This is a genomic window from Companilactobacillus paralimentarius DSM 13238 = JCM 10415 (assembly GCF_001434985.1).
In the GTDB taxonomy this organism is placed as follows: domain Bacteria; phylum Bacillota; class Bacilli; order Lactobacillales; family Lactobacillaceae; genus Companilactobacillus; species Companilactobacillus paralimentarius.
On the sequence record NZ_AZES01000082.1, the window covers coordinates 12,927 to 31,863 of the forward strand.

Consider the following 18,937-nt stretch of genomic DNA (forward strand, 5'->3'; position numbering starts at 1 on the left):
TTAGTTATAGAAGCACTTGTTAGTTTACATTTGGGTAAATAGATTAGATAATTACTTTCGATAGATGCATACATTGTGTATCTATCAATCAAAAATAATTCAAAAAGGTACATACACCAGTACGTTTACTCCGTAACCAGAAAGTCGTCTATAAGACGACTTTTTTGCTATATAAAAATGATGATGAGATAATTATAGCTAATAAGAGGCGAGGATTATGAAATTTAATATATTCGTAAATCAAATCCCTAAAGATTTATATTTTCCTAATTTTTTGATAAATCCTTTTATTGGAGCAATCGTTATAAGTTTAATTATTTTTATAATAATAGAAGTTACAAACAAAATAAAAAAATAAAGAATATTAAAATAATAGATTCAATAACTCAATGTTAAGTTATTGGATCTATTATTTTATTCTATATTCTAATTACGTTGTGTTTTATCCCAACTAGTGTGGCCAATTAATAGATGATAGCAGGAGATGATTAAACTGAAGAATAAAATAACGTAAATGTAAGAAATTAAACCGATGGAAAGGATAGTTTTTCTTAAGTGCATATTTTCATTGATCATATCATCCTTTTGAATGACTAAATTGCATTTATCATGTAATTTAAGTTCCTTATGATAAATAAGTGTAAAGACTGTTCCAAAGAAGAAACTAACAGTGGTCATAATAATTGTTGCGATGAAAATAAATTCGGGATTATCAGAGTAATGTGAAATGAAATCGAATGTAAGAAAAATAATACTGAAATCAGCTAGAATATTTAAAATAGGCTGAATGAAGAAGAAGTATGTATCAAACTTTTGACCAATTGTAACGACATTGGAAGTAGTGATCTGTTTGAAATATTTCCAACAATTCCAACCTCCTTGGGACCAGCGGGCTCTTTGCCGAATTAGTTTTTTAACTTTTTTGAGAGCCTCTTGTTCAACATATGCCTCGTCAACATATTTTATTTTTAAACCTTTTAGTTCCATTCGTAAAGTTAATTCATAGTCTTCCAGTAAAGCATTACCCCAAGGTTTATTGCCTAATTTTGAGAGAACTGATGAGACACGGAAGAATTGTCCATTACCGCATAAAGCAACTGCTTTAATGTAAGTTCGAATTAATTGAATCATATGATTAACAACAAAAAATTCCACATCTTGAAAGGTTTGTAAAATTTTTTCAGGCTTTTTCATCTTAATTCGTAACTGAACAGCGTCAGTATCAGAATTCTGGAATGATTGATTTAGTTTGTAAATAGTGTTGCCACTGAGAACACCATCAGCATCAAGAACACCGATGATGCATTTTTTTGAATCAAGTTTTTTTTCACTAATAATCCGATTGATTTCAGGAATAGCGCTGTTCAAGGCGTCACCTTTACCGGTTTGAGCATTGGGAAGTTTTCTTTGGATAATACTGATGGGACCAGCAACGCTTTGAGCTTGGGATACAGTGTCGTCTGTTGAATTGTCGTCAATAACGATAATATGCATGCGACCTTTTAAATCGATTAAGTGGTTCAAAGAATTTTTAATGACTTTTCCTTCATTTAAACAGGGTAACAATATAAAATAAAAGAATTGATTCAAATCTTGCTGTGGTTCATAAGGATTTTGCATATCCTTTTTAAATCGTTTTTGCTGTGAAAGATAAATATAGAATAGAATGAAACATTGAATCATGAAAACGGTGATGGCTATTAAATAAATAATCATTTTTATCATCTTCTCAATTAATCTTCGATTAGATTTTTGCTCAAATGTAGAAGATGTTCAAACATGCTGCTCATTTAAATAGTTTTAAATACAATTAGTCAAATTTTAAGAATCAAAAATACTATTTATTTAAATTTATGAAAAAGCTCCTGAAAGGGCTTTTAAAGTGTTATATAATTAACTTGTGATGTATGGAGGGGAATTCATGACCACTTTATTAGATGTAGCAAAAAAAGCCAATGTTTCAAAAATGACGGTTTCACGAGTAATCAATCATCCCGATAAGGTTACTGATGAGTTAAAACAATTGGTCTATGAAGCGATGCGGGAATTAGATTATCATCCTAATGTAATTGCTAAAGCTTTGGCCAACAATAGTACAAGAATTATTAAGCTATGTATTTTAGAAGATATTGATACGACAGAACCTTATTATATGAATTTGATGATTGGTATTGCCAAGACGTTAGACCTGCATCAGTATTCCTTGCAATTAGTAACGCGAAGGAATTTTGATATCGGTAATTGCGATGGCTACATCATCACAGGGATGCGTATTAGTGATGTTGACTGGATTAAGGATTTAAAAAAACCAGTCGTCTTATTTGGTGAAAACCGTTATGGATTTGACTTTATTGATACTAATAATAAAGCGGGTACTTACTTGTTATCACAGTTAGCTTTGAAAAAAGGATATGAAAAGTTAATTTATGTTGGTATCGATAGTAAGGAATCTTTTGAATATTCACGTGAAGCGGGTTATTTGCAACAAGTTCAAGAGAAAAGAATGGTTCCTGAATTACATCGATTTGGTAATCACAGTCATTTGTCTGAGGATTTTATTAGACAAAACTGGAATAAAATTCCTAAGAATACAGCTTTTATTTGTGCTTCTGATCGTCTGGCACTTGGAGTAGAACGTGCCATTGTTCGTTGTGGTGGAAAGGTTCCCGATGAATTTGGTGTAACCGGTTTCGATGGTGTCTTTTTGAATCAAGTTGCTTCACCAAAGATAACTACGATCAAGCAATCAATTATCCAAATGGGTAGTGCTTGTGGTGAAACACTTTTAGATAAGATTCAAAGTGGTGAGTCACAAGGCTCTCTAGTCTTTGAGCCTAAGCTAAGTTTAGGTGGTACATTGAGGGATTAAATTGTTACCGATAACATCAAACAAAGCCTTGCGGTTGTGGGGCTTACTTTTTTATACTGGTATGTAAGGGTTTACAAGGGGGCTATGCATTTTGAACTGGTATGATAAAGCAATCGTATATCAGATTTACCCCAAAAGTTTTCAGGACACCAATGATGATGGTATCGGAGATCTTCAAGGAGTAATCGCACACTTAGATTATATTAAGAATTTAGGATTTAATACTATTTGGCTAAATCCAATTTTTGTGTCACCACAAGTTGATAATGGCTATGATGTTTCAAATTATTTCGCAATTGATCCAATTCTTGGGGATATGGATGATTTTACAGAAATGATGGATAAAGCACACCACCTAGGGTTACACATAATTTTGGACTTGCCGATCAATCATACATCGGATCAACATCCTTGGTTTAAAGATGCTGTCAGCAATCCCAATAGTATTTTCAAGGATTACTACATTTGGCATAAGCAAGTCAATGGACATGAACCTAACAATTGGGGCTCATTCTTTGGTGGCAGTGTTTGGGAGAAGAATCCTAATAATTCAGAGGAATATTATTTTCATCTATTTGATAAGAAGATGCCTGACCTAAATTGGAAGAATCCAGAAGTACGCAAATCAATTGCAGATATTGCTAAGTTTTGGATTGAAAAGGGTGTTGATGGTTTCAGATTGGATGCCTTTATTCATATTGCTAAAGCTAATTTGGAACAGAATTCATTGATTCAGGATGAACAATTTCCAGCTGATGATACCTTTTATGCTAAGTTACCAAAAGTTAAGGATTACTTAGCCACTTTTGTTAGAGAAATCAAGGATTTCAAGCCAGATACTTTCTTATTTGGTGAAGCATCTTCGGCTAATGCTTTGGATGCAGCAGAATATACTAGACCAGATGAGGATGGCTGTGATGTAGTAGTTAATTCAGGCAATTATGGTGAAGTTTACGATGATAGTAATCCAGACGTACCAGGATTTTTCCAGACCAGACGCTTATCACTTGATCGTTTGAAGAAAACTTATGTGACATGGGGAAGTGTGTTAGCAAATATTAGTTTGCCAACATTGACTTGGGGTAATCATGATATTAGTCGTTTACGTGATCGCTTGAATCTACCAATTGATAATGAAGATGTCAGCAAATTACTGGCAACTTTGATGTACTTGCAACGTGGTATGCCAATTATTTATTACGGAGAAGAAATTGGAATGCACGGGTTGAAGTATCAACAAGTGTCTGATTTTGATGATCAGAGAGCTGTAGATTTAATTAATACGCTTCACAAGAAGTCATTTAAAGATGAAGAGATTTTGAAGCTGTTGAATAATCAGGATGAAATGACTGCACGTGGACCTATGCAGTGGGACGACTCTCAATATTGTGGCTTTTCAAATAAGGAACCATGGAATTGGGGCCAGACAGATGAGACTAATGTGTCAGCCGAATTGAAAGATTCAAAAAGCTTAGCAACATTTTACAAAAATTTATTAAGTATGAAGAAACATGACTGTTTTACTAATGGTGATTATCAATTATTAATCACTGATCCAGAGATTTATGCATACTTGCGTCAAACAAGAGATAACAAGGGCATTGTTGTAACCAATTTTTCTAATAAAGTAAAGAAGTTTACTTTACCAGAAGAAAAATGGAAAAAAGTATTGGCCAATAAAGTTAAGTTAACCAACAACGAACTAATACTTGATCCATGGGGAAGCTGTGCTTTGGAATCAAAAATATAGTAGGGGTGTAAATTATGGCAGATAATACTGATATTAAACTAAGAAGAGCTCAAATTTATAGTGTTTTTGTAAGAAATCATACTAAAAAAGGAACCCTCAAAGCATTAGAGGATGACTTACAACGTATCAAGGAATTAGGAACAGATTATATTTGGCTTTTACCAATTTATCCAATCGGTAAGAAAGATCGTAAAGGTAAATTGGGTTCACCTTATTCAATCAAAGATTATCGTTCAATTGATCCTAAGACTGGTTCATGGGATGACTTCGTTCATTTTTCTAAGAAAGTTCATGATATGGGTATGAAGTTGATGATTGATATTGTTTACAATCATACTTCACGTGATTCTGTACTTTTGAAAGAACATCCAGGCTGGTTCTTACGTGACAGCATGGGTAATTTGATGAATAAGAACCCTGATTGGACAGATGTTGCTGAATTAGACTACTCTCATAAAGATCTATGGAAGTATCAAATTGAGACTTTGAAGAAATATGCTGACTTAGTCGATGGCTTCAGATGTGATGTAGCACCACAAGTTCCACTTGATTTCTGGAAGGAAGCTCGTAAGGAAGTTGCTAAAGTTAATCCAGATATGGTTTGGTTGGCTGAGACTTCAGGCGGCGGGTATATTAAGTACTTGAGAGATAGAGGCTTCTGTGCTGAATCAGACAGTGAAATGTATCAAGCCTTTGATATGACATACGATTATGATGTTGATGAAATTTGGCGTAAATATGTTAACGATAAAATCCCATTGGCTCGTTATGTGGAAGCTTTGGATCAACAGGAATACATTTATCCAAAGAACTACATTAAGATGCGCTGCTTGGAGAATCATGATCAAGTTAGAGCTCATAAGATGTTCATTAATGAAAATGATATGTTCAACTGGACAGCCTTCTCTGAATTCCAAAAGGGTTCAACATTGATTTATGCTGGTCAAGAGGCAGGTATGAAGCATACTCCAAGTCTATTTGATAAAGATAAAATAGATTGGAAAGATCAAAAGATGGATCTCAGTGCTTTAATGGTTAGAATGCACGAGTTGAGTCAAGATGAAATCCAATATGCAGGTAACTATGAAATTGAAGCCTTGGATAATGATGTTGTCAAAGTAACTTATACTAAAGATGACAAGATCAGAGTTGGTTTGTTCACATTGAAGGGACAACCAGGACGTGCTAAGGTTGATGTAAGAAGTGATCAATATACTAACTTGATCGATAATTCACTAGTTAATGTCCAAAATGGTATTTTAACGATTGATTATGATCCAATTATCATTGAAGGTAAGACTAGATAATTAGCAACTTTTAGTAAAAGAGCTACTCATAAACGTTGAGTAGCTCTTTTTTTGACCATTTTTTAAGATGATTGTCTTTATTTTAGTAAACATTATAATTGAAACGGTTTCTGTTAGCGGTAACATCCTGAAAGCGATTGCAATCTGTGAAAAAATGGGTAATATAGAAGTTGTTAAGTGATTAGATATTTTTTAGGAGGAGAAAAGCATGAAGAAGAATTGGAAAAAGATTCTTTTAGGTGGAGTTGTTCTAAGTATGTCAATGCTAGTTTTAGCTGGTTGCGGCAGCAAGAGCAGTAGTTCATCTAGCGATAGTAGTAGTACTCAAAATATTAAGGTTTGGATCGATACCGAACATGTTGCCGCCATTAAGGGACAAGTTAAGAAGTTCGAAAAGGCCAACCCTAAGATTCATGTTACCGTTAAGGCTGGATCATCAGCTGATGCTCTAAAGGATGTTTCAAAGGATCCTGAAAAAGCTGCTGATGTCTTCATGATGCCTCATGATCAAATTGGTCAAATGGCAGATGCCGGATTGCTTTACCCAGTATCAAAGAAGTATACAAAGACTGTTAAAGCTAACAACGTTCAATCAGCTGTTGAAGGTGTTACATGGAAGAACAAAGTATATGGATTCCCATATGGTGTTGAATCACAAGTTCTTTACTACAACAAGGCAAAACTTTCAGCAGATGATGTTAAGAGTTGGGACACATTAACATCTAAAGGTAAATTAGGAACAAACTTCGCTGAAGCCGGTGCTAATTATATCTTCACACCACTATTCATGAGTAATGGCGATAACCTTTACGGTAAGAATGGTGAAACAGTTAAGGGAACAAACTTCAATAATGAAAAAGGTATCCAAGTTCTAGACTGGATTGCAAAGCAAAAGAGTAACTCAGGTGTTGTTCAAACAAATGCTGCTGCTCTATCAAACCTACAATCAGGTAAGACAGATGCATTCCTTTCAGGCCCATGGTCAAAGAACGATGTTAAAAAGGCTCTAGGTAAGAACATGGCTGTTGCTCCATATCCAACAGTAAACTTCGGTAGTGGCGACGTTCAAATGAAGGCATTCTTGGGTGTTAAAGTTTATGGTGTTAACCAACAAACTAAATCACCAGTTGCTGCTATGAAACTTGCTAACTACTTAAGTAATGAAGCTACACAAAAAGTTGAATTCAATAAGAATGGTGTTGTTCCTTCAAACATCAAGGCTCAAGGATTACAAGCAGTTAAAGATGATGAAACGGCTAAGTCAGTTATGACAATGTCAGCTTCAGATCACTCAGTTGTTATGCCTAAGGTTCCAGAAATCACAAACTTCTGGCCACAAATGGACTCAATCATCAACGATACATACAAGGGCAAGATTAAGTCATCAGATTATCAAAAGAAATTAGATAAAGTTGTTTCAGTTTCCGCAAAGAAGTCAAATTAAAAGACAATTTTCTCTAAAAAAAAAGTAAGGGTGCGATTATATGTTTAAGAAACATTCCACGGAACAACATATAACATTTAGAGAATTGTTTATGAAGGGCGGATTGCCAGAAAAGCTTTCATTTATCATTATGGGCTTTTCAAACTTTGCAAATAAAAAAATTCTTAAAGGGTTAATATTTTTAGTTGCTGAAGTTGGATTTTTATTCTGGCTAATTCGCAATGGTATTCATGCTTTAGCAATGTTGCAGACATTAGGTACGAAGAAGCAAGGTTTGGTATATAACTCCAAACTTGGTATGGATGTGTTACAAAAAGGTGATAACTCCATGCTTATCCTATTGTTTGGTATTGCAGCAATTTTGATTTGTATAGTTCTAATAGTTCTTTATGTCGTTAATTTGAAGAGTGCAAGAAATATTTACGAACTTAAAGCAGCAGGCAAGCCACTTCCAACTGTTAAGGATGATCTAAAGAGTTTATTGAATGAAAGATTCCATCAAACTCTTATGACAGTTCCTTTAATGGGTGTATTGTTCTTCACAATTTTGCCACTGTTATATATGATTTCAATTGCTTTTACAAATTATGATCATAATAACTTACCACCAAAGAATTTATTTACTTGGGTAGGCTTTCATAACTTTTCTAATGTTATTACTGGTGATATAGCTTCAACATTCTTCCCAGTTTTGGGATGGACTCTAGTTTGGGCTGTAGTAGCCACAGTATCATGTTTCTTCTTTGGAGTTATTCTAGCTCTATTGATCAATACAAAAGGAATTAAACTTAAGAAAATGTGGCGTACAATCTTTATTTTGACAATGGCTGTTCCACAGTTCATTTCACTATTGATTATGCGTAATCTTCTAAACGATGCTGGTCCTATTAATTCTATCTTGAAGAGCTGGGGCTGGATTAGTAAATCTATTCCATTCCTAACAGATCCAACAATGGCTAAGTTTTCTATCATTATAGTTAACCTTTGGATTGGTATTCCAGCCACAATGTTAATTACAACTGGTATTATTCAAAACCTTGATCAAGAACAGATTGAAGCTGCCGTTATGGATGGTGCTAATAAGTTCCAAATCTTTAGATCTATTACATTCCCACAAATTCTTTTCGTTATGATGCCATCTTTGATTCAACAACTAATTGGTAATATCAATAACTTCAATGTTATTTACCTATTAACTGGTGGTGGACCTACAAACTCAAATTACTATGGTGCCGGATCAACCGATTTGCTTGTAACATGGCTATATAATTTGACTGTAAATACAATGGATTATAACTTAGCTTCTGTTATTGGTATTTTGATCTTCATTCTATCTGCCGTATTTAGTTTATGGGCATATACACACACTAATTCATATAAGGAGGGATAATAGAAATGGCAAAAAAAGAAATTAATTATAAAGCTCAAAAGAAACGTACTAAATACTTAGTCTATGCTATCCTGACAATTATGTCTGTTGTGTGGTTATTCCCAATCGTGTGGATTGTATTGAACAGTTTCAGACAAGAAGGTGGAGCTTTTGTTCCATATATTATTCCAAAGCACTTTACATTATCAAATTACACAAAATTGATTACCGATGCTTCAGGCAATTATCCATTTGTCCGTTGGTTTGTTAATACATTAATCGTTTCCGTATGTACTTGTGTTTTGTCAACCTTCATCACAATTTCAATGTCATACGCCTTGTCTCGTTTAAGATTCAAGTTACGTAGACCATTTCTAAAGGTTGCTTTAGTTCTAAACATGTTCCCAGCTTTCATGAGTATGATTGCTATTTACTACATTCTTAAGGCTTTGAACCTAGCTGGTAGTTTGTTAGCTTTGATTTTAGTCTATTCAGCCGGAGCTGCTTTGACGTTCTATGTTGCCAAAGGATTCTTTGACACAATCCCAATGGCTTTGGATGAATCAGCTATGATCGATGGTGCCAACAAATGGCAAATCTTTACTAAAATTACATTACCATTATCTAAGCCCATCATTGTTTATACAGCATTGACAGCATTCATGGGTCCATGGATGGACTTCATCTTTGCTAAGATTATCATGGGTGATGATGTTAAGAATTACACTGTTGCCATCGGGCTATATTCAATGATGACCCAAACAACTGCTAATTCACTATTTATGACATTCACCGCAGGATGTGTTCTGATTGCGATTCCTATTACATTACTCTTCATCTACATGCAGAAGTACTATGTCGAAGGTGTCACATCAGGTGCTGTTAAGTAATTTAGCTTTAGAACTTTGATTCTGGAAACTTGAATTACTAAATTCGTATAGTTTATCTGGCTCTGCATTTAATTAACTCAATACGTGAATGTCTTGAATTTATTTAATGCAGAGCTTTTTTTATTCAAATTTTTAAAAATGAGAGGTTATTTCAATGAATACACCAGCAATTTATCATCGCCCAGACAGCGAATTTGCATATCTATACAAAGATAATTTAATGCATATTAGATTAAGAACCGCTCGCGGAGACATTAAAGAGGTAGGTTTACTTCACGGTGATCCGTATACGCTAGATACAGACCACTGGCAAGATCAACCTACGCCGATGAAACGTTATTTAACGACTGATTTGTATGATTTTTGGACTATTGAAGTTACAGAGCCGTTCAAACGTATTTCCTATGCTTTCAAGGTTACTGGTAACGATGGCATTACCATATTCTATGGTGATCATGGTGTGTTCTCATTTGAAAAGAGCGTCTACGATAGTCCTGATAATTACTTTAGATTGCCATATTTCCACGAAGTAGATCGTTTCAAGGCACCAGAGTGGGTCAAAAAGACTGTCTGGTATCAAATTTTCCCCGAAAGATTTGCTAATGGGGATAAATCTAATGATCCCGAAAATACTTTGCCATGGGGTTCTAAAACTCCAAGTGCTACGGATTTCTTTGGTGGTGATCTACAAGGTGTTATTGACCATCTAGATCATTTAACTGATTTGGGTGTCAATGGAATCTATTTCTGTCCTATCTTCAAAGCTAAGTCTAATCACAAATACGACACAATTGATTATATGGAAATAGATCCAGCCTTTGGCGACAAAGCTACTTTTAAAAAATTAGTTCAAGAATGTCACAAACGTGGCATTAAAGTCATGCTAGATGCGGTTTTCAATCATATGGGTGACAGTTCATCACAATGGTTGGATGTCGTTAAAAATGGTAAGAATTCTAAATACGCCGATTGGTTCCATATCAATAAATTCCCAGTTTCATATGAAGATGATGGCTTTGATCAAGCTAAGAATATTTCCTATGATACTTTTGCCTTCACACCACATATGCCAAAATTGAATACTGCTAATCCAGAAGTTAAGGAGTATTTGTTGAAGATTGCTAAGTATTGGATTGAAGAATTCGATATTGATGCTTGGAGATTAGATGTGGCAAATGAAGTTGATCATGAATTCTGGCGTGACTTTAGAAGAGCATGTGACAGTGTTAAAAAGGATTTCTATATTCTAGGTGAAGTTTGGCACTCCTCACAAGCTTGGCTCCAAGGAGATCAGTTTAGTGCTGTAATGAATTATGCGTATACTGATTCAATTTCCAAATACTTAATTAAAAAACAAATTCCAATTGAAAAAATGGTTTCAGATATCAATGATCAATTGATGCTCTATCGTGATCAAACAGATCAAATTCAATTCAATGTTTTGGATTCACATGATACAGCTCGATTGTTGACTGAAACAAATGATGATAAAGATTTAATGAAACAAGTACTAGCTTTCACATATCTACAACCAGGTGTTCCATGTATATATTATGGTGATGAAATCGGTATGGATGGCGGTAATGATCCTGAATGTCGTAAGTGTATGGTTTGGGATAAATCTCAACAAGATTTAAATCTATATGATTTCTTCAAACACTTGATTGCTTTTAGAAAAGATAATCAAAAAGTGCTTTCTGAAGGAGAGATGGTTTGGGAGAAGGTCTGTGATGATGGATTATTGATCTTGAGTCGTAAGTTGAATGGTACTGAAGTAAAGGTTATTTTGAACGCAGGCGATACTCCTAAACAAGTAACAACTAATCAAAGCGTAGTTTTAAGTAACTTAGTTACAGAAAATAATCATGAGTTAACGGTTGATCCTAAAGGATTTGCATTAGTTAAATAGAGAGGTGCTTAATTTGCAAAAACATTGGTGGCAAGAGACAACAGTATATCAAGTTTATCCCCGCAGCTTTAAGGATTCAAATGGTGATGGAGTTGGTGATCTTAAGGGAATCATCAGTAAATTAGATTATTTACAGAATTTAGGAATCGGTGCAATTTGGCTTTCACCAGTTTACCGTTCACCTAATGACGATAATGGTTACGATATTTCTGATTATCAAAATATTATGCAAGAATTCGGTACGATGGCGGATATGGATGAATTGATTGATCAAGCCAAAAAGAGAAATATCCGTATTGTTATGGACTTGGTGGTTAATCATACTTCCGATGAACATAAGTGGTTCATTGAATCTAAGAAGAGTAAAGATAATCCTTACCGTGATTACTATATTTGGCGTGATCCCAAAAATGGTGGTGTACCAAATGATCTTCAGTCAACCTTCAGTGGTCCAGCTTGGCAATTTGATGAGAAGACTGGTCAATACTATCTTCACCTCTTCAGCAAAAAACAGCCTGATTTGAATTGGGAGAATGAAAAGGTTCGTCAAGCTGTATATAAAATGATGAACTTCTGGATCGATAAAGGTATCGGTGGTTTCAGAATGGATGTTATCGATTTAATCGGTAAACAGCCAGACAAGCTAATTACCGGGAATGGTCCTAAACTCCATGACTATTTGCAAGAAATGAATAAGGAAACTTTTGGTGATAAGGATATGTTGACAGTTGGTGAAACTTGGGGTGCTACTCCAGAAATTGCCAAACTTTATTCTGATCCTAAGCGTCATGAATTATCTATGGTTTTCCAATTTGAACAAGTCGGATTAGATCAACAACCTGGCAAAGACAAATGGGATCTTCGTCCTTTACAAGTGGGGGAATTAAAAAAGGTTTTAGCCAGATGGCAAACGGAATTGGATGATCAAGGTTGGAATTCCTTATTTTGGAATAATCATGATTTACCAAGAATTATTTCCCGTTGGGGTAACGACAAAAAGTATCGTGTTGAAAGTGGTAAGATGTTTGCCATTCTCTTACACATGCTGAAAGGAACACCTTATATTTATCAGGGCGAAGAGATTGGTATGACAAATAAACCAATCAAAGATTTCTCCGAAATTTCTGATATTGAAAGCCGTAATATGTATCTTCAAAGAATTGATGAAGGTTATAAAAAGGAAGATATTATCAAGTCGATTAATACTAAGGGTCGTGATAATGCCAGAACTCCTATTCAATGGGATGAAACAGAACACGCTGGCTTTACAACGGGAACTCCATGGTTAGGAGTAAATCCTAATTACAAGTCAATTAATGTTAAAGATGCTTTAGCTGATAAGAATTCACTTTTCTATACTTATAAAAAATTGATTCAATTGAGAAAAGATAATCCAATCATGATTTGGGGTGATTTCAGATTACTCGATACACCAGATGAAATCTTTGCTTTTGAAAGAGAATATCAAGATGAAAAATGGTTGATCGTCAATAATTTCTCCAACAACAAACATAAACTACAGTTAGCAGATATCAATGTTGGTGAGACAATTATTCAAAATTATGATCATAAGATAACCGATGTTTCTGACTTAGAATTGAAACCTTGGGAATCATTTGCAGTGAAAGTGGTGGATTAAGATGACAGATCAAGCATGGTGGAAAAATGCCGTAGGTTATCAAGTTTATCCACGTAGTTTTAAGGATTCTAATAATGATGGTATAGGTGATATCCGTGGAATCATTGAAAAGCTCTCGTATTTAAAGGATTTAGGTATTGATTTCATCTGGATCAACCCAATTTATAAATCACCTAATGTCGATAATGGTTATGATATTTCTGATTATGAAAGCATTGAACCTGAATTCGGTACAATGGATGATTTTAAAGAATTATTAACAAAAGCCCATGAAATAGGCATTAAAGTTATTCTCGATTTAGTCGTCAATCATACGTCAGATCAACATCCGTGGTTCATTGAATCACAAAAAAGTAAGGATAATCCATATCGAGATTATTACTTATGGGCTGATGCAACACCAGATAAAATGCCAAATGATTGGAAGAGCTTCTCTGGTCACTCAGCATGGACTTATGATTCTAAGACCGAACAAGCTTATTTTCATGTTTTTGCGGCTCAACAACCGGACCTGAATTGGAAGAATCCTAAGGTACGTGAAGAAATTTACAAAATGATTCGTTGGTGGCTAGACCTAGGTATTGATGGTTTTAGAATGGATGCCATCAGTCATATTCAAAAGGAACCATGGAACTTTAAAATCAAAGATAATCCGTGGGCACCATTTATGAATGTAAAAGGCATTGATAAATATATGACTGAATTGCGTGATATTTTTAATGAGTACAACGTTATGACGGTTGGTGAAGCCAGTGGCGTCACAAGTCGCAAGGCCATTAATTGGACTGATCCTGAACGTGCAGGTTATATCAATATGATTTTTGAACTTGAACAGAATGTTCAAGAGGGGAAACCTGGAGAACAACGTATTAATCCTTTAGGCTTCAAGAAAGTTTTAGCCAGATGGCAGCGTGATTTAGCTGATGACGGTTGGAATGCTCTATATGTTGAAAATCATGATAATCCAAGATTCAATACCGTTTTAGGAAATGAAACTAAGTATTCAGCCAAGGCTATTGCTGCAACTTATATGTTGTTGAGAGGGACGCCATTTATCTATCAAGGTCAGGAATTAGGAATGACCAATTTCCCATTTACTAAGCCTGAACAAATGGACGATGATGATACTAAAGATCGTGTTAATCAAAAAATTGCTGAAGGGCATACTCCTAAAGAAGCAATGAAGATCATCTCTCACTGGTCACGTGACAATGCTCGAACACCAATGCAGTGGTCTAATAAAGTTAATGCTGGTTTCTCAGATGGTAAACCTTGGTTAGCAATTAATGAGAACTATCATATGATCAATGAAGCTGATGAGGTTAATGATGCTAATTCGGTCCTGAATTTCTATAAGCAATTGATTGCTTTAAGAAAGAGTCAACCAGTATTTGTCGATGGTACCTTTGAATTGATTCTTGATAATGATCCAGATGTCTTTGCCTATATTCGACAAGATGACAAGCAGGAATATCTCATTATCAGTAATCTCAGTCAAAATGAGCGTGAAGTTACTATGCCAAATAAGGTTGTCAAAAATCAGTGGCAAGTTAAATTGACTAATAATGAAAATATTAAATTGAACAAGAATATGACCTTACAGCCATACGATGTTGTAGTAATGGAAAAAATTAATTAAAAGATAAATTTATATATATGGTGGGTTTGATTATGAAAAGAATATTTGAAGTGGCTCCTTGGAATGTGGTCACACACAAATTGGATAAGGAAAATAAACGATTACAAGAAAGCTTGACTAGTTTAGGTAATGGTTACATGGGAATGCGTGGTAATTTTGAAGAAGATTACTCTGGCGATACTCTCCCTGGTAGTTACTTAGCTGGTGTTTGGTACCCTGATAAGACCCGTGTTGGCTGGTGGAAGAATGGTTATCCAGAATACTTTGGTAAAGTTATTAATGCTGTTAATTTCATTAAGATGAATTTTTTAATCAACGGTTCTAAATTGGATTTATATACTGATAAAATCAGTGACTTTACGCTTGATCTTGATATGAAGAGTGCAGTATTGAAGCGTTCATTCATCGTTGAAAAAGATGGAGTTAAAGTTAAATTCAATTTTGAAAGATTTTTAAGTGTTGCTCAAAAAGAACTATCTGTTCAAAAGGTCAGCTTTGAAAACTTGTCAGATGATTCTGTTGAAATTAAAGTTATTTCTTCATTGGATGCTAATGTAAAGAATGAAGATGCTAATTATGACGAACATTTCTGGGAAGTTTTGGAAATTACAGATGACAGCATTATTGCTGAAACAAAGCCCAATGATTTTGGTACACCAAGATTTACATCTGGAATGCAAGTTGGTTATGTAACTGGACTAAAAGAAATCGATCATACCGTCGACAAATTAGAAACTAGCAAGACTTTTGTAGCCAATTTAGAATCGCATGAAATTGGTACAATTGAAAAACGCGTTGCTGTAGTTACTTCACGTGATTATGAAACTGTTGATGATTTAAGAGATGCTATGGAAGGTATTTCTGCCAAAGTTAAAGATGTTTCTTATGAAGAGTTGCTAAGTGCACATGAAAATGTTTGGGATAATCGTTGGAATCAATCAGATATCAAGATTGATGGCGACACAGATGCTCAACAAGGTATGCGTTTCAATCTTTTTGGATTATTTACAACATATTCTGGCGAAGATTCACGTTTGAATATTGGACCAAAAGGTTTCACTGGTGAGAAGTATGGTGGGGCTACATATTGGGACACCGAAGCTTTCTGTATTCCAGTTTATTTAGGTGTTTCTCAACCAGAGGTATCACGTAATCTACTAATGTATCGTTATAACCAATTGAAAGGTGCATACATCAATGCTGAAAGACAAGGACTAAAGGGTGCGTTATATCCAATGGTTACTTTCAATGGTATTGAATGCCATAATGAATGGGAAATTACTTTTGAGGAAATTCACCGTAACGGCGATATAGCGTTTGCTATTTATAATTACACTCGTTATACAGGTGATAAATCATTTGTTCTTCATGAAGGTAGCAAAATGTTGACAGAAATGTCACGCTTCTGGGCTGATCGTGTTCACTATAGTAAACGTAATGAACAATATATGATTCATGGCGTTACTGGACCAGATGAATATGAAAACAATGTCGACAACAATTGGTATACAAATTTCTTAGCTCGCTGGACTCTAAAATATACACTACAAATCCTTGGCGAAGTAAGTAAAGATCAATTTGAAAAATTGAATGTTTCTAAAGAAGAAATGGATCACTGGCAAGATATTGTAGACAAAATGTATTTGCCATATGACGAAGATCTTGGCATCTTCGTTCAACATGATGGTTTCTTAGATAAAGACATTGAACCAGTTAGCTCTATTCCAAAGGATCAACTACCAATCAATCAACATTGGTCATGGGACAAGATTCTACGTTCACCATATATCAAACAAGGTGATGTTCTTCAAGGTATTTGGGATTTTATTGATGACTTTTCAGAACGTGAGAAGAAACGTAACTTTGATTTCTATGAACCATTGACAGTTCATGAGTCAAGTCTTTCACCAGCAATTCATGCTGTTTTGGCTGCAGATTTACATTATGACCAGAAAGCGGTTGCATTATATGAGAGAACAGCTAGACTAGACTTAGACAATTATAATAATGACACTGCAGATGGTTTGCACATTACTTCGATGACAGGTGGCTGGTTAGCCATGGTTCAAGGATTTGCGGGTATGCGTGTTCACGACGATGGTACTTTGAGTTATAAACCATTCTTACCTAAGAAATGGAACAGTTACTCATTTAGACAAGTATTCAGAGGTCGTGTCATCGAAATAACCGTCAAGGAAAATGGATCAGAATTTAAGTTGGTATCCGGTGATCCACTTCAAATTCAAGTCAACGATAAACCACTAATGCTAAAATAATTGTAAACTTAAGATGTCTGGAAGTTATTTCAGACATCTTTTTATCAAAGGAGTTAATAACGCGATATGGTTAAATTTGAACAAATTAAAGGTTTCATCTTCGATTTAGATGGAGTAATTGCTAATACATCAGTTTTTCATGCAAAAGCATGGCATCAATTGGCAGATAAATTAGGTGTCACATGGACTGAAGATTTGGCTAACCAACTAAAGGGTGTTGGTAGAATGGATTCACTTAACTTGATTTTAAAGTCTGGTGGCAAAGAAAACGATTACACAGAAGATGAAAAAATTAAGTATGCTACTGAAAAGAATGACAACTACTTAAGCCTTTTAAAGGGACTTACTGATAAAGATATTCTTCCTGGTATGAAAGAATTTATTGAAGATTTGAGTGCAAATAATTATTTGATTTCTTTAGCCTCATCTTCTAAAAATTCACCAAAAGTATTGGAAGCTTTAGACTTGGAAAAATACTTTGATGCCAGAGTCGATCCAAGTACTTTGAAAAATGGGAAACCAGATCCAGAGATTTATGTTCGTGGTGCTGAAGTATTAAATTTGAGACCTGAGGAATGTATCGGACTTGAAGATGCCGTTTCAGGTATCAAATCAGTTAACGGTGCTCATGAAACATCTGTTGGTATTGGTGATCCAGAAATCTTAAATGAGGCCGATATTAACTTCACTGATACATCACAAGTAACACTAGCAAATATTAAGAAGGCAATGAATTAGCAAAGGGGGGTAAAAAAATGGGCATTTCAAAAACAATTTTTGGGGAAATTGATTCTGAACCGGTGTATCTCTATAAAATCACTAATAAAAATCAAACAAGTATTAGTATTATAAGTTATGCGGCGACTTGGCAAAATTTTGAAGTTGTTGAGGATGGTAAAAAGCATTCATTGATTGAGCATTTTGATAATTTAGAAGATTACATTAAAACACCTTATCAGGTTGGTAAAACAATTGGACGTGTAGCTGGAAGAATTAAGGATGCTACTTTTAAAATTAATGATGAAAGTTACCAAATGGAACAAAATGAAGGTGAAAACTTTTTACATGGTGGTAGTCATGGACTTCAATACCAAAACTTCTCCAGTCGACAAATTTCTAATAAAGCCGTAATGTTCAGCCATACCGTAAGGGGTGAGGATGGCTTTCCTGGAAAGCTTGAAGTTAATGTTATCTATATGTTAACCGATAACGATGAAGTTTATGTCACTTACGGTGCAAATACTGATCACGATACTTTATTCAATCTGACATGTCATGTTTATTTTGATGTTGATGACGAAAATATTAGTCAGCAGCAGTTACAAATAAATTCTGAAAAACTTTTGGAAGTCGATGATGGGAAGATTCCTACAGGACAATATTTACCAACTGAAGGACCTTATGATTTCAAAAAGTTTAAGACAATTGGTAAGGGATTAGATCAACTATCCTTATTAGATAAGCATGAATATGATGACACTTTTGTCGTTGATGGCCATGCTGCTACAATCAAATCTGATAAACGTGCTGTTGATTTGTATACAGATCGTAATGGTATGGTTATTTTTACCGCTAATCCTGAAGATGCTCAAAAAGCCGCAAAATACGATTACAGTTGTTTAGCAATGGAATTACAAACACTGCCAGATGCTATTCATCATCCGGGTTTTGGCGATATTGTTTTAAGTAAGTATAAGAAAGTAGCCTATACTAATAAGTATAAATATCGTAGGTTGGATTAGAGCGTTACTGTGTCATTTAGTTTAAAAGTATTTGTTGAAGAATTAACAACGAAAATTTCAATAACAAGTTAGCCACTTGGACAAAATAAATTGAATCCAAGTG

The 18,937-nt window shown here is 34.7% G+C and carries 13 protein-coding genes; 12 read left to right on the forward strand and 1 reads right to left on the reverse strand.

Translation table 11 applies throughout. The features are described 5' to 3' along the window. Window positions 1-426 precede the first annotated feature (426 nt). Window positions 427-1,716, reverse strand: a complete 1,290-nt coding sequence (locus FD33_RS07550; RefSeq protein ID WP_025085600.1) for a glycosyltransferase family 2 protein — start codon at window positions 1,714-1,716, stop codon at window positions 427-429. A gap of 205 nt (window positions 1,717-1,921) precedes the next feature. Here FD33_RS07550 and FD33_RS07555 point away from each other — a divergent pair, with 205 nt between their 5' ends. The 12 genes from FD33_RS07555 (at window position 1,922) to FD33_RS07610 (ending at window position 18,834) form a co-directional block, all read left to right on the forward strand. Further along, a complete protein-coding gene (locus tag FD33_RS07555) occupies window positions 1,922-2,869 on the forward strand; it encodes a LacI family DNA-binding transcriptional regulator (protein WP_025085601.1) in 948 nt (315 codons plus the stop codon). Window positions 2,870-2,960: 91 nt separating this feature from the next. Continuing rightward, entirely contained in the window at window positions 2,961-4,619 is a 1,659-nt protein-coding gene (locus FD33_RS07560; RefSeq protein ID WP_051564229.1) for an alpha-glucosidase, read from the forward strand. 14 nt (window positions 4,620-4,633) lie between these two features. Then, window positions 4,634-5,926 carry an alpha-amylase family glycosyl hydrolase gene (locus FD33_RS07565; protein ID WP_056955878.1) on the forward strand — a complete coding sequence of 431 codons (1,293 nt, stop codon included), beginning with the start codon at window positions 4,634-4,636 and terminating at the stop codon, window positions 5,924-5,926. A 208-nt stretch (window positions 5,927-6,134) separates the two neighbouring features. Further along, the gene (locus FD33_RS07570; protein WP_025085603.1) at window positions 6,135-7,370 is read left to right on the forward strand and encodes an extracellular solute-binding protein; all 1,236 of its coding nucleotides are present in this window, start codon (window positions 6,135-6,137) and stop codon (window positions 7,368-7,370) included. Between the two features lie 40 nt (window positions 7,371-7,410). After that, on the forward strand, window positions 7,411-8,760 hold the full coding sequence (locus tag FD33_RS07575) for a carbohydrate ABC transporter permease (protein WP_025085604.1): 1,350 nt from the start codon (window positions 7,411-7,413) through the stop codon (window positions 8,758-8,760). Between the two features lie 5 nt (window positions 8,761-8,765). Continuing rightward, window positions 8,766-9,629, forward strand: a complete 864-nt coding sequence (locus tag FD33_RS07580) for a sugar ABC transporter permease (protein WP_025085605.1) — start codon at window positions 8,766-8,768, stop codon at window positions 9,627-9,629. Between the two features lie 154 nt (window positions 9,630-9,783). Further along, on the forward strand, window positions 9,784-11,538 hold the full coding sequence (locus tag FD33_RS07585; protein ID WP_025085606.1) for a glycoside hydrolase family 13 protein: 1,755 nt from the start codon (window positions 9,784-9,786) through the stop codon (window positions 11,536-11,538). A 13-nt stretch (window positions 11,539-11,551) separates the two neighbouring features. After that, window positions 11,552-13,177: a glycoside hydrolase family 13 protein gene (locus FD33_RS07590; RefSeq protein WP_025085607.1), complete on the forward strand. Its 1,626-nt coding sequence runs from the start codon at window positions 11,552-11,554 to the stop codon at window positions 13,175-13,177. A gap of 1 nt (window position 13,178) precedes the next feature. Further along, window positions 13,179-14,816 carry a glycoside hydrolase family 13 protein gene (locus tag FD33_RS07595; RefSeq protein WP_025085608.1) on the forward strand — a complete coding sequence of 546 codons (1,638 nt, stop codon included), beginning with the start codon at window positions 13,179-13,181 and terminating at the stop codon, window positions 14,814-14,816. Window positions 14,817-14,848: 32 nt separating this feature from the next. Beyond that, on the forward strand, window positions 14,849-17,092 hold the full coding sequence (locus tag FD33_RS07600; protein WP_056955879.1) for a glycoside hydrolase family 65 protein: 2,244 nt from the start codon (window positions 14,849-14,851) through the stop codon (window positions 17,090-17,092). Between the two features lie 66 nt (window positions 17,093-17,158). Then, window positions 17,159-17,830: a beta-phosphoglucomutase gene (gene pgmB, locus FD33_RS07605; protein WP_025085609.1), complete on the forward strand. Its 672-nt coding sequence runs from the start codon at window positions 17,159-17,161 to the stop codon at window positions 17,828-17,830. Between the two features lie 17 nt (window positions 17,831-17,847). Continuing rightward, window positions 17,848-18,834, forward strand: a complete 987-nt coding sequence (locus tag FD33_RS07610; RefSeq protein ID WP_025085610.1) for an aldose epimerase family protein — start codon at window positions 17,848-17,850, stop codon at window positions 18,832-18,834. Window positions 18,835-18,937: the final 103 nt, after the last annotated feature.